This window comes from Enterococcus sp. DIV0170 (assembly GCF_051710765.1).
GTDB classification, from domain to species: Bacteria; Bacillota; Bacilli; order Lactobacillales; family Enterococcaceae; genus Enterococcus_A; species Enterococcus_A raffinosus.
On the sequence record NZ_JBIOLG010000001.1, the window covers coordinates 2,524,983 to 2,537,420 of the forward strand.

The following is a 12,438-nucleotide window of genomic DNA, read 5'->3' on the forward strand; positions in this document are numbered from 1 at the left end:
ATTCACAGTTAGTTAATATTTGTTTTGTAAGCTATGAGTAACTTATAAGAAAGGATGGCTCATATGATGGAGGGACAAAAAATTACTAAATCAGTCTATTTTGTCGAAGAAACACAAAACATCGAAGGCGCTTATGTTGAAGTCAATACTCTTTTTGTCGCTGATAATCCAGAGCAAGCAACTGAGTTTTATGAAAAATTAGTCAAAGAAAAACCAAAAAAATCTTTTGGTCTTTTATTAAATGAATACATTATTAATGCTGAAGGAGGTTTTTTCCACAATCTTTTGGAGTCGTGGAAAAATCTACCAGCTGATTTTTACCGAAAAATGCAGGTCTTAACTTATCGGCCAATTGCTGAATATCAAAATTAAAAAATAGACATCCTTAAACGGATGTCTATTTTTTAAGGTTCTATAATATTTTGTGTTGGTGGGAAATCGAACCCGATTTTCTGCCAGCACTTTTTACTTGTCTTCAAATCAAAAAGAGACTACCGTTTGGTAAGATTTAGCCTTCTAAAACCAACCTAACCAAAGGAGTCCCTCTATGGATAATCATACTAGAAATTTACTTGGATTAACAGACAAACACTTTCACTTCGATGACGATTGGCTCGAAGAAAGAAGATACAAAGGGGTTCAAGCCCAATTTATTAAAGGAAAACTAATCACTTTTCCTAGTCGTTGTGAAAACTGCGGCTCCTTAGAAATCATTCGCAATGGTTCCTATACGACCCGTTCTCAGATGCTAAAAGTCAAAGAAAAGCTAACCATCTTAGAATTGAAACGATCTCGCTTCTTGTGCCATGCTTGCGGCACAAAGTTTTCTGCCAAAACCGACTTAGTCGATGATCACCACCAACTAACGAAAGAACTGAAACATGCGATACTCATGGAGCTATTCGAAAATCAATCTCGCAAATTAATCGCAAAGAAATTCTTTGTTTCTGACGGTACCATCACGCGGATCTTACGAGAAGCGACGAAGGACTATCAACCAAACAAAAAATACTTGCCCACTGTCTTATGTATGGACGAATTCAAATCCATGAAATCTGTCGCTGGATCGATGAGCTTTATCTGTGTTGATGGAACGACAAACAAATTGTTTACCATCCTTGAGGATCGCCGATTATTTAAGCTCACACAATACTTCATGCGCTTTCCCAGAAAAGCACGGCTAAACGTCAAATACCTTGTCATGGATATGAACGCCAGCTACAATCAGCTACTAAAAAAGGTCTTTCCCAATGCGGAAATCGTCACGGACCGCTTTCATATCGTGCAGCACATCAATCGGAATTTCAATCAATTGCGCGTACAAATCATGAATCGTTTTCGCACCTCTCGTTCAGAAGATCAAAAGAAATACCGTCGGCTAAAACGCTATTGGAAACTACTGCTCAAAGATTCAGATAAGCTGGAGCCGCTCAAACGCCACTATCATCGGCTGTTCAAAAAGGAAATGAGCCAGACAGAAGTGATTGATGAACTCCTGAGCTACAGCGAAGAACTACGAAAAGCCTATCACTTTGTCCAACTATTGCGTTATTATTTCAATAAACGTGATAATGAAGGATTTCAAGAAACACTGAAACACATAGACCCTACCTTTCCTAAAGCATTCAAAAAGAAATTCCAGATCTTTTATCGCTATCATTCTGGTATCGCCAATGCGTTTAAAGTGAAACTTTCAAATGGAGCAACAGAAGGACTAAACAACAAAATCAAATTGATTAAGCGGATCGCATTTGGCTATCGTAATTTCTACAACTTCAGAGCACGGATTTATTTACAGCAAGGATTGATCTTTGAAAAGTAAAAAAGTATGCGGTGCACAACTCGCACCGCATACCGGACTAAATTTTATTCAGATTTGTCTCCACCAACACGATTTGACGAAGAGCCTTTTTTAAAGCATCGATAATACAAACACAGCGGCTAAACCGGTAATCACTGAAATAGCCATCGAGCGAGTCTTATAGGCAACACCAGCCACTAAAAACATTGCAATGATTCGAGTATTGCCAATCAAATCAAAGCTATTATTACTGATAAATACATCCTTAAAGACTAATGCCGCAAACAATGAGATCGGCACATATTTCATCCAATCACTAAACCACTGAGGCACTTGTCGTTGCGAAAAATAAAGCATTGGAAAAAGTCTCGGTAAATAGGATGCCCCAAATAGGCAAAGAATTAACAAAAGCAATGAAGTATTACTCATGGTGGACCTCCTCGCCAGTCAAATCATAATGGTCCGGTCCATCATTTTTCTTATCAGCAGTTTTACGAAACCGCTCGATCAGATAACCGGTGAACGAAGCCAATAATGTCGCCAAAATCAAACCAAAAGTATTTTTGATTACTAGCATAAAAATGACTGCCAAACCGCCAGATAACAAACCAGTAACAAGTAAAAGACCATTGTTCAACTGCATCATAAACATAAAGATAAACATTGCTGTTAAAGCAAAATGAACCAATTCCGTATCCACATGGATCACAGAACCAAAAATATTTCCCACTACTGTACTGGCTGTCCAAGAGGCCATTGAAAACCAATTGACAAACAAAGCTTTTTTTCGATTCCATTCAGGATCAGTAGAATATTTTAAATAATTTACCGCATAATTCTCGTCATTCATTGACTGAGAAAACAGCGCAATAAATGATCGCTTTTCCTTTTTAAAAAATTGTGACAAACTAGAGCCCAGTAATGCATAGCGCAACTCCAAGAAAAAAACCATTAAGATTGTGGACACAAATGATGCATGCACACTTATCATTGAGACGACTAAAAATTGTGCGCCTCCAGAGAAAACAAGCATCGAAAGTAAGACAGTTAATAGGATGTTAAATCCCGCTTTTTGCAGCAACATGCCACAGGCCAAGCCAACCGGAATATAACTCAAACAAAGCGGCAATGCCGCGTAAAATGCCTCTAACCATGGTGTCCTTTTTTTTACAGGCATGGTGTGTTCTCAATTCCCTTCACGTTCACAGGATAAAAAGCATTTTCATTCTAACACATTCTTTATAAAAAGGTAGCACCTCGTGAACAACTTGTTACTTCAGTAAATTTTTATCCAACCGTTCGTAAAATCTTATGCTTTTAACAATAACTACTACTATAAACAAGGTTCAACGTCAATAATCCGAATTATAAAGTTAAAGAAGAAGCAATCATTTGCTTTTGCTAAAGAAAAAGAGGAAAGTTTTAAAGTTTTCTTATGAAAACTTCATGTAGATTTTCACCCGTTTCTTGTTTATATACTGAAGAATTATTTCCAAAATCATGGTAATCCACTATTTTTTGTACGAGCTATCATGGAGACGCAGGTTCTTGTCCTATCATTTAGAAGCAATCGTGAAACTGATTAACAGTTTTCTGAAAAATATGGTAAGATAGTCAGCGAAAAGAGATGAATCATAGATGGAGAATAGTTTTCATGAGAATCGTTCCGTAGGACTAGTGCTGACTTTTATTGGTGGGATGGTTGATAGCTATACTTATATTCGTTATGAAGCCTTCGCTTCTGCTCAAACTGGGAACTTAATTTTAGCGATCATTCAAGCCTATGAGCGACAGTGGAATATGGTTGGAAAAAAATTGCTTTCCACTTTATTCTTTTTTATGGGAATTCTTTTAGCAAAGTTCTTAATTGATTACTTTAAAAGAAAAGAAAAACATTTTTGGCGTTTGTTCTTGCTTTATTTCGAAGCGATTGTCTTTTTTGTTATCAGCTTACAGGTCTTACAACCACACCCTGCAGTCATCACAATCATTATTGCTTTTACTGCCGCAATCCAGTGGGTCTCCTTTGATAAAATCAATGGACTTGCTTACACGAACCTGTTCACTACAGGAAACCTTAAAGGAGTGGCAACAAATCTTTACGACTATTTAAGCACGAAGGATCAAGCAGCTAAAACCCGTTTCATCCATTTTCTTTTAGTCGTCTTGGCCTTTATCGCAGGAGCAATTTTGTCTGTATTTTCTTATCGAAGGTTTGGAACAGATGCCGTTTTAATCATTGCGGGATTATTCCTGTATTTAGCTATTTCGGAAACAATTTTAGTTTGGCGCTTTCAACGAAAGACAAACATCCTGCAAAAAAAATAGAAGGTTCTATAGAACACCGTTTATACAGAAAAGGGAGTAGTGACAAGTTTTTTTGTCACCACTCCCTTTCTTATACGCCTAACGATTGCCAAAAATCAATAACAGGATTACACCTAGACAAAAAATACCTGCTATTGTCTTGATTACCATCACAAAAGAGTTCATTCATTATAAGCTAAAGTCATTAGGTTCTCTTCCTTTTAGAACACAGGTTATTGAACAAAGGCGATTTCAATATCTCCATTGCTGGTTTTCACTTCTAATTCTTTTGAGCCGCTATCACGATTGTCTAAATTATTCGAGGCATTGCTTGTCTTAGCGTCCGTCGCAAAATCCTCTTTGCTTCCAATGATCGTTCCGTTTATTTTTGAGTTGCTTGTTTTAAGCGATAAAGACTCCGCTGGCTTCAAATCCATCAAGTCAATTTTGCCATTTGAAGTTTGAAATTCGCCTTCTCTAAACTCTAGATTGTGCAAACTCATTTTACTATTGCTGGTTTCAAAAGAGCCGTCCTCAAATTTCATTTTCGCGAGCTCTAGTTTTCCATTACTGGTTTCAGCATCAACAGAATGCGCATCAACATCATTGATAATCATCTTGCTATTGCTTGTTTCCAAATCAAGATTGTCCAGAGACAAATTCTCTGTCGAAATCTTACCGTTAGATGTTTCAACCTGTAAGTCCTTGAGCTTTGCTCTCGGAATTTCGATGGTTACTCTTGGATTACGGTTCCCAAAATTGAAGAAGCTAAAATTAAACCCTATCGTTCTTTTACGTTCTAAATGCAGAGAATTGCTTGTTTGTTTGATTCGATATTTGATATCTCGGCTTTTCTTATAACTGATCCGTGTCTTGTTTCCAGAAACACCCACAACATCAATCGGCATATTACGATCGTCCACAACTAATTTGTTCACAGCTTTTGTTGTCGTGAAGGTCTCGTTACTCATTCGATTATGAAAAAACATACTGCTTATACTTACTAACGCAGCCCCAACCAAAATCAACCCAATAACCACTCTTTTCATTTTTTATACCCCTTATCTATTTTTCTTATCTTTATCATAAAGAATTTATCAACCGTTTACATGGGACAAAAGACTGATTCTTTCTCATTACTTTTTCCGATTAAAGCCGGCTTTAATTTCAATAAAATCTTGAAAAAGTTGAAACAGCTGAAAAAGCATCGCGCGCTCTTCAAAGGCCTGACGGCTTTCCGGTAATTGTTTTTGCTGATACCGCTGATCTGTCTCAGCAATTTTCGTTAAAATTTCAGAACCGTCATTTTCCTCAGCTAAAGTTTTTGAGGTAAATTCAAATAATTCCCTTAATTCCTGAACATCTTCAGGGTCAGCGTCCAACCGATTTAGAATTTGTAGCATGTCGGCGAGTACACGCAGCTGCAAACGGCGCATCGCAAAATATTCGAAATAATAGCTATTGCCAGAAAAGAAGCGATTTTCTTCGAATTCCTGCGCGCGAACTTGCGCTTCCCGAACGAAGTCCCGCAAAGTTAAGCACTCGTGACGTAGTTCTTCTTCTTTCGCCGGCTGATTCAAATACGCAGACATTTGCCCCAGCATCTTTTTCATCGAAACCTCTACCACCATCTGATCTTCTTGAATCTTCTTCTCCGTATTAGGCATATACAGATTGGCTACTAACGCACAACCAACACCGATGATCATCAGCAGGTATTCATTGATAATCAGGCTTATAGGCATCTCTCCGGCAACCAGATAATGGGTGATCAGAACCGAGCTAACCGCTATCCCTTCCGCTAAATCAAAGCGAATCGATAGTGGGATGAATACTAGTAAATATAAACCAAAGACTATTGGATGAAACCCTAAAAGCGAAAAACAGACTGCCGCAATCAATGTCGCTAAGGTCAAAGAAAAAAGCCGATTCAAAGCTGTCTTAGCAGTAGAACGTTTCGTATTTGTTACTGTCAAAATCGTAATGATTGCAGCCGAAGCAGCCGATTCCAGATGGAATCCACTAGCTAATAATAAAGCAATCGGTGCTGCAACGGATGTTTTTATTGTACGTAATCCTATCTTCATTTGCTTCCCCCTTCCTTTAAAAGCTTACACTAAAGTGGCTTGGGAAAAAAGTCGCAACTTCCTGAATAATCTTGTATAGTAGATACGTTGAAAAAATTACCTATTTCTTGGAAGCTATGACTAGTTTATTTCTGAGAAAATTGCAGGATCATAGAAGGAGTGAAGAAATGGAAAGCTGGCTATTTTTAGGAGTTATTTTACTAATTGCATTTATCGCAAAAAATCAAAGCTTACTGATCGCAACCGCAGCGATTTTAATTTTAAAATTAATTCCTCATTCAGACAAGTTTTTATCCCTTTTAAATAAGCAGGGAATCAATTGGGGGGTTACCCTGATCTCGGCGACCATCTTAGTTCCGATCGCCACTGGCGACATCGTTTTGAAAGATTTACTGAACACATTAAAGTCCCCTCTCGGCTGGGTCGCTACGATCTGCGGCGTGTTAGTCGCTGTCTTATCTTCAAAAGGAGTGGGGCTGATCAATCAATCCCCAGAAGTTACTGTCGCTTTAGTTTTTGGTACAATCATGGGCGTTGTCTTCCTCAAAGGAATTGCTGCAGGTCCTGTTATTGCTGCGGGTATCACCTATTGTATTATGCAAGTGATTCAAGTAGTGACCAATCATTAACCTTCCCCCTCTGCTTCTACAAAAGAAACAGAGGGGTATTTGTAACTAGGAAAGTTCTCTTGTAAGATAGAAGCATACTATTTAACTATCAATCCTAAATGTGGGAGGTGTTAACGATGGGGAAACAATCTAAAGCGGCGCGTTTGCGTCAAATCGTAAAAATCGTTAACCATTATAGCGTCGTAAAAAACATTACTCAGCAAAAGAATCCTGAAGAAGTCCGAAAAGCCTTTGAGGAACTCGGGCCTACCTTCATTAAAGTTGGACAAATGATGTCTGTTCGTACAGATATTTTTACACTGGCTTTCACTAAGGAATTACGCAAGCTGCAGGATGATGTGAAAACGGATTCCTTTGAATCCGTTAAAACGCTTGTTGAAAAAGAACTAGAGCTCCCTTTAACCGAGATTTTTGACAATTTTGATGAACAACCCTTCGCCTCAGCCTCAATTGCCCAAGCACATCACGCACGATTGAAAAACGGTCAGAAGGTCGTCGTGAAAGTCCAGCATCCGGGGATCGCCTCCGAAATTGAGTTGGATTTGTCTTTATTTGAAAAAGCCATTCCGATTGCTAATTGGGTACCGGAAAGTAAAGTCATTGATCTAAAAAACATTTTGAAGGAAATCCGTGAATCTCTACAAAATGAGTTAGACTTCAAAAAAGAATTAGTTCTAGCAGAAGAATTTTATCGTTTGAATAATGGTTGGAAAGAAATTCGGTCTCCTCAAATGGTCCCTGCTTACTCCACAAAAAAAGTTATTGTCATGGAATTAATGCCTGGCAACAATTTAAAGGAATTAATCAGTGCCGAGGATGCTAAAGTTGCACATGGCGAAACGACATATAAGGAACTTAAAAAAACAATCAGTGAATTGCTGATAGAACATTTTATGAAGGAAGTATTCGAAGACGGATTCTTTCACGCCGATCCTCATCCTGGCAATATTTTACTGCAATTAATGAGCAAGGAAGAAAATCAAAAAGATCAGCAAATGAAAACAAAGAACCGCCAAGGGAAATTTGGGCGCCTTCCATATGAATTTACGTATGCAAAAAATGAAAAACTCCGACCTTTCCGTCTGAACTTTATTGATTTTGGTATGATGGGCACAATCAATCGTGAAATGCAGGCAAAAATGAGCAACACGATTATTGCGATCTATAGCAAAGATAATCAACGGATCACGAACGCGGTTCACGCAATCTGCAAACAGGTCGGCAGCTTTGACGAAGAGAAATTTACCTATGAACTGGATGATTTTTTAAATCGATATTTGAACTTACCAGTTAAAGAAATTGATTTACAAAAAGTTTTTTCTCAGGTCGTCATTATTTGTCATGAGAATAACCTACAGATCGATGACTCGGTCACTATGCTGATCAAAGCCTTTGGTACGCTCGAAGGAGTGATTGAGGATCTTAATCCAGATTTGTCCTTGTTTGAAGTCGTCGCACCTTTTGCTCAAAAATACTTTCTCCAACAGCTGAACTTGAAAGATGAGTTACAAGAAACAGGATTGGATTATCTCACAACATTAAAAGCCCTACCAAAAATTCCTAGCCATGCTTTAAATGCTCTGGACACCTTCGGAAAAGGCAAAGGAAAATTAAATTTAGAATTAAAAAATCAACGGAACCTATTAGAGCGTGCGGAAGCAATGGTTAATCGGTTAGTGATTGGTCTGATCCTTTCTGCTTTAGTAATCGGTTCATCGATACTCGTTCAAACCTCTTCTGAGGGGAATACCTTTATTTCTGATTTAGGAATCTTTGGTTATTCTGTCGCAGCCCTCTCTATTCTCTTCTTAATTGTCGAGAGTCTTTATCGACGATACCGAAAATGGAAGGATCGTTAATTAATCACTTAAAAAGAAGTGTGCACAATTTTTAGCACACTTCTTTTTTTTTCGCAAAACCCTTGCTCTATCTTTTTTTTCTTTAATGATAAAAAAACCGAAAAATGGTCGAAAAGATTATTATTCTTTGCTTTATTCTTTGTTAACCTATATAAAAAAGATTTTTTTAATAAGATGATAAGCAGATTTTTTTACAATAAAGCCATAAGATTCTATTATTTTATTGTAAACAGTTAAATAATAGTGAAGTGAGGAGGTACGGTATGAACAAGTTTCTTAAAACCATCTTAATCATTTTCTCATTGGTTTTACTTTCTATTTTTCTATCTGTCGTAGCAATCTATTACTTTATCGCTTCAAATCCGTTAGACCTAAGTGCCCTGCAACAGTTCGTATTAACAAATAATTATGCTCAGATTTATTTATTCTGGGTTGCAGCAGCTTTAGCCATTTTAACGGTAATCGGGATTTTCATCATCCTGTTTTATCCAAAGAGAGTGACCAAGTTCGTTTTACAGGAAGAACGTGGCAAACTAGCTTTAGACAAGCGTGCAATTGAAGGGTATGTCCGGACAAGTATCAAACAGGAAGACTTTATGGATAATCCCAAAGTAAATGTAGCAGCGACGAAAAATAAAATTAAAGTGAATGTTCGCGGTCAGTTGAAGAAAACATCTGGTTTAGTCGGTCAAACAGATCGTTGGGCTAAAAACGTGGAAACAAAAATCAAGCAATTAGTAGGGCCTGATGAAAAAGTTTCTATTAAGGTAAAACTTCAAGCACTTGAACCAACGCCAACAGAAACAACGGTGACACGAACAGAGCCACGAGTAGAATAGGAGGAATAGCGATGCAAGAATTTTTAACACGAGACAAACTACCTGCAATCTTCGGTATCCTCGGTTTTATCTTAGCTGTACTATTCTTTACCATCGGCTTTTTTAAAACGATTTTACTAATTTTGATTACAGTTATCGGTGTTGCTCTCGGCATTTACCTAAAAAACAATCATATTTTAGATGACTATTTAAAGAAATAGGAATGAATCAGCTTTGGAATAACTTTTTCTTTTTGAAAAAGTTTATACACTAACACACTTAGGAGGAGAAAAATTATGGAAAACACAACAATCAAACCAACAGAACCAAAAAAAGAAGTTAAAGGTGAATTAACTTACGAAGATAAGGTCATTCAAAAAATCATCGGTATTGCTTTAGAACACGTAGATGGTTTATTAACCGTAGACGGCGGTTTCTTTTCTAACATCAAAGACAAATTAGTTAACAGTGATGATGTAACTTCTGGTATCAGCACTGAAGTCGGTAAAAAGCAAGTAGCCGTTGATATGGATGTAGTTGTTGAATACGGCAAAGACATCGAAAACATTTATGATGAAATGAAAAAATTGATTTCTGAACAAGTAGATAAAATGACTCATCTTGATGTCATTGAAGTAAACGTGAACGTTGTAGATATCAAAACACGTGAAGAATATGAAGAAGACAGCGAAACGGTTCAAGATAAAGTAACTAGCGCTGCACAAACAACTGGGAAATTTGCATCAAAACAAACGAATCGTGCGAAAAACGCAATGAGTAATCAAGCCGATAAAATCGGAGACAACTTAGAATCTGAACCTCGCGTACAATAAGCCATTCTTCCCCATTGACTAGCTGAAACTTGGCTAGTCTTTTTCTATAGGTCTTTATAGCTTAAATAATCCTGATACGTATCTGAAGCCTTGGTCCCTTTTACAATCGCCTGACGAACCGCTTCGACTGCAAGGATAGATACAGCTTCAAAGCTGGCTTCGATTTGATTTGCGCCTAACACAAAGAGTGTATCCCCATCATAAGTTGTGTGTGACGGACGTATCGCTCGCGCAATTCCATTGTGACTGATGTCAGCTAGCTTGTTCATTTTGGCTTTCGGGAACGTCGCATTCGTCATCACACAACCAATCACTGTATTGCCATCAAACAGAGCAGCTTCATTCTGATAATGTTCAAGAAAGAGTTCTTCTGAAAAACCAATTCTTGTCTCTCCCGCTTTTCGAGCGCCAGCAATAATTTTTCCTACTTGCTCATCAAAAACATCTCCTACAGCGTTAACAGCGATTACGGCAGTTACCCACAGACTGCCATGTTGCATTGTATGAAGTCCGATACCGCCTTTCATCGCATTTTGAGAACCATTGATCGTCCCCACCGTACAGCCTGTTCCAGCACCATAATTTCCCGCTTGAAAAGGTTGTTTTTTAAATGCAGCCTCGCAGGCACTGCGTCCAGCTTGGTAGTTTGGTCGAACATCAGAACGGCCAATCCGTAAATCAAAAAGACTCGCTCCTACCACATTAGGAACAAAAGTAATTCCCATGTCCCTTCCGATATGCTTTTCCTCTAAAAAATCTACGACGCCAGCATTTGCTGCTAACCCAAAAGCGCTGCCCCCAGACAGCGTCACCCCGTGAACAAACTTCCGATTATTCTCTGATTTCAGTGCATCGGTATCCCGTGTGTTCGGTGAACCGCCGCGAACCGAAACACCGCCTGTAACACCATCCTCACAAAGAATGACGGTACAGCCTGTCATCGCCTCGTTGTCGGTATATTGTCCAATACGAAAAAACTCTTGATATGCGTCCATCTTGTCCCTCCACTCATTTTCTCTATTTTAGCTGATTCTTTGAACCAGCTCAATTTTCGATTTTCTTGCTCATAAAAAACAACCGCCATTTTACAGGCGGTTGATGACTTCATCAACATTCTTGATCGTTACAGAAATTGTTCCGTCAGGATTATTAACAAACTCGATTAGTTCGGGATTGCGATAAACATCCAATGGAACAATCAACTCAATTCCGTTAGACAGCTTCAACTTTTGTTTGCCGTACTTCTTTTCTGTGATTTCTCGAACGTCTTTTAATAGCGGGGCTTGATCTACGTACCCTTTTTCAACAACCTCTTCTTGAAACGCCATTTGTGCTGAAACATTATCCTTAAAGACCTTCTGAGCTACAACCTTGGCATCAATTTGTCCGCTTTCCTCCACGATATCGTAAACAGCTTCTTTCACATCAGCGATCACATCATGCTTTTGATTTTCAAATTTTGCGCCAATTTTTTCGGCAGCTTTTTTGATCACACGAACGTTTTCTTCTAACGATGGCGCTGGACGACTTTCAATTACTTGCGTGGAGAAGTACAAGCGCTTTTCTCCAGAAAAAGGATATTTTTTTTCGATCATTTCATAGCTTAAATTACTTAAATGTACGACGATTCCCTCATCTGCTTTTTGTGATTTGCTTGAAAGCAATGCACGATGAAGGATCAATTCGTTCTTCAAACCAGCCTCGTCTGAATCAACTAGATGTGTATAGCCCTCATGATAATTCACCTTCAAAAAGGCTAAATATAATTGTGTGTCTTCTTCAAATAATACGACAAAGACATCGGCGCTAGGTGCCTCTTCACTTTCTTTATAGGCTTCATACCAACGATTCACGATTTTTTCGCTAGCAGGCAAGAAATCATGCTCTGCTTGTTGACTTAACAAAGCAAAGGTTGAATCCTCTGCTAAGGTGCCTGTTTTTGTTTGCGCTGAAGATAATTTTTGAATTTTTTTGGTTAAGTAGTCTCGAATATATTCGGTTGCCAAGTCCAATTCGCTTTGGCTATATATCGGATCGCCAGATTCCCGATCCACGATATGAAGAGCGGCTTTTTTTAAATAGATATCCATAAATTCCCTGCTTT

The 12,438-nt window shown here is 38.3% G+C and carries 14 protein-coding genes; 8 read left to right on the plus strand and 6 right to left on the minus strand.

The annotated features are described in order from the left end of the window. Positions 1 to 63 precede the first annotated feature (63 nt). Positions 64 to 372, plus strand: coding sequence for a hypothetical protein (locus IGI50_RS12180; RefSeq protein WP_010745615.1), 309 nt, complete (start codon positions 64 to 66; stop codon positions 370 to 372). A 175-nt stretch (positions 373 to 547) separates the two neighbouring features. Beyond that, positions 548 to 1,822 (plus strand): ISL3 family transposase, encoded by a 1,275-nt coding sequence (locus IGI50_RS12185; RefSeq protein WP_438777086.1) that lies wholly within the window; start codon positions 548 to 550, stop codon positions 1,820 to 1,822. Positions 1,823 to 1,912: 90 nt separating this feature from the next. Here IGI50_RS12185 and IGI50_RS12190 read toward each other — a convergent pair whose 3' ends face one another. After that, positions 1,913 to 2,230 (minus strand): AzlD domain-containing protein, encoded by a 318-nt coding sequence (locus IGI50_RS12190; protein WP_438777087.1) that lies wholly within the window; start codon positions 2,228 to 2,230, stop codon positions 1,913 to 1,915. Then, positions 2,223 to 2,978 (minus strand): AzlC family ABC transporter permease, encoded by a 756-nt coding sequence (locus IGI50_RS12195; protein WP_010745613.1) that lies wholly within the window; start codon positions 2,976 to 2,978, stop codon positions 2,223 to 2,225. The genes IGI50_RS12190 and IGI50_RS12195 overlap by 8 nt, the downstream gene beginning before the upstream one ends. A 461-nt stretch (positions 2,979 to 3,439) precedes the next feature. Between IGI50_RS12195 and IGI50_RS12200 the strand changes: the two genes are divergently transcribed. After that, the gene (locus IGI50_RS12200) at positions 3,440 to 4,129 is read left to right on the plus strand and encodes a YoaK family protein (protein WP_438777088.1); all 690 of its coding nucleotides are present in this window, start codon (positions 3,440 to 3,442) and stop codon (positions 4,127 to 4,129) included. Positions 4,130 to 4,341: 212 nt separating this feature from the next. Here the strand turns inward: IGI50_RS12200 and IGI50_RS12205 are convergent, their stop codons facing one another. After that, positions 4,342 to 5,157, minus strand: a complete 816-nt coding sequence (locus IGI50_RS12205) for a DUF4097 family beta strand repeat-containing protein (RefSeq protein ID WP_438777089.1) — start codon at positions 5,155 to 5,157, stop codon at positions 4,342 to 4,344. An 87-nt stretch (positions 5,158 to 5,244) separates the two neighbouring features. Next, positions 5,245 to 6,195 (minus strand): aromatic acid exporter family protein, encoded by a 951-nt coding sequence (locus IGI50_RS12210; protein WP_438777091.1) that lies wholly within the window; start codon positions 6,193 to 6,195, stop codon positions 5,245 to 5,247. Between the two features lie 167 nt (positions 6,196 to 6,362). Here IGI50_RS12210 and IGI50_RS12215 point away from each other — a divergent pair, with 167 nt between their 5' ends. From IGI50_RS12215 to IGI50_RS12235, 5 genes are all read left to right on the plus strand, one after another. Beyond that, positions 6,363 to 6,824: a DUF441 domain-containing protein gene (locus tag IGI50_RS12215; RefSeq protein ID WP_438777092.1), complete on the plus strand. Its 462-nt coding sequence runs from the start codon at positions 6,363 to 6,365 to the stop codon at positions 6,822 to 6,824. 116 nt (positions 6,825 to 6,940) lie between these two features. After that, the gene (locus IGI50_RS12220) at positions 6,941 to 8,683 is read left to right on the plus strand and encodes an ABC1 kinase family protein (protein WP_438777093.1); all 1,743 of its coding nucleotides are present in this window, start codon (positions 6,941 to 6,943) and stop codon (positions 8,681 to 8,683) included. Positions 8,684 to 8,946: 263 nt separating this feature from the next. Further along, the gene (gene amaP / locus IGI50_RS12225; protein WP_222225795.1) at positions 8,947 to 9,522 is read left to right on the plus strand and encodes an alkaline shock response membrane anchor protein AmaP; all 576 of its coding nucleotides are present in this window, start codon (positions 8,947 to 8,949) and stop codon (positions 9,520 to 9,522) included. An 11-nt stretch (positions 9,523 to 9,533) separates the two neighbouring features. Beyond that, on the plus strand, positions 9,534 to 9,722 hold the full coding sequence (locus tag IGI50_RS12230; RefSeq protein WP_010745605.1) for a DUF2273 domain-containing protein: 189 nt from the start codon (positions 9,534 to 9,536) through the stop codon (positions 9,720 to 9,722). A gap of 75 nt (positions 9,723 to 9,797) precedes the next feature. Next, the gene (locus IGI50_RS12235; RefSeq protein ID WP_010745604.1) at positions 9,798 to 10,334 is read left to right on the plus strand and encodes an Asp23/Gls24 family envelope stress response protein; all 537 of its coding nucleotides are present in this window, start codon (positions 9,798 to 9,800) and stop codon (positions 10,332 to 10,334) included. A gap of 44 nt (positions 10,335 to 10,378) precedes the next feature. Here IGI50_RS12235 and IGI50_RS12240 read toward each other — a convergent pair whose 3' ends face one another. After that, positions 10,379 to 11,329 (minus strand): P1 family peptidase, encoded by a 951-nt coding sequence (locus IGI50_RS12240; RefSeq protein ID WP_438777094.1) that lies wholly within the window; start codon positions 11,327 to 11,329, stop codon positions 10,379 to 10,381. A 90-nt stretch (positions 11,330 to 11,419) separates the two neighbouring features. Beyond that, positions 11,420 to 12,424 (minus strand): nucleoid-associated protein, encoded by a 1,005-nt coding sequence (locus tag IGI50_RS12245; RefSeq protein WP_010745602.1) that lies wholly within the window; start codon positions 12,422 to 12,424, stop codon positions 11,420 to 11,422. Positions 12,425 to 12,438: the final 14 nt, after the last annotated feature.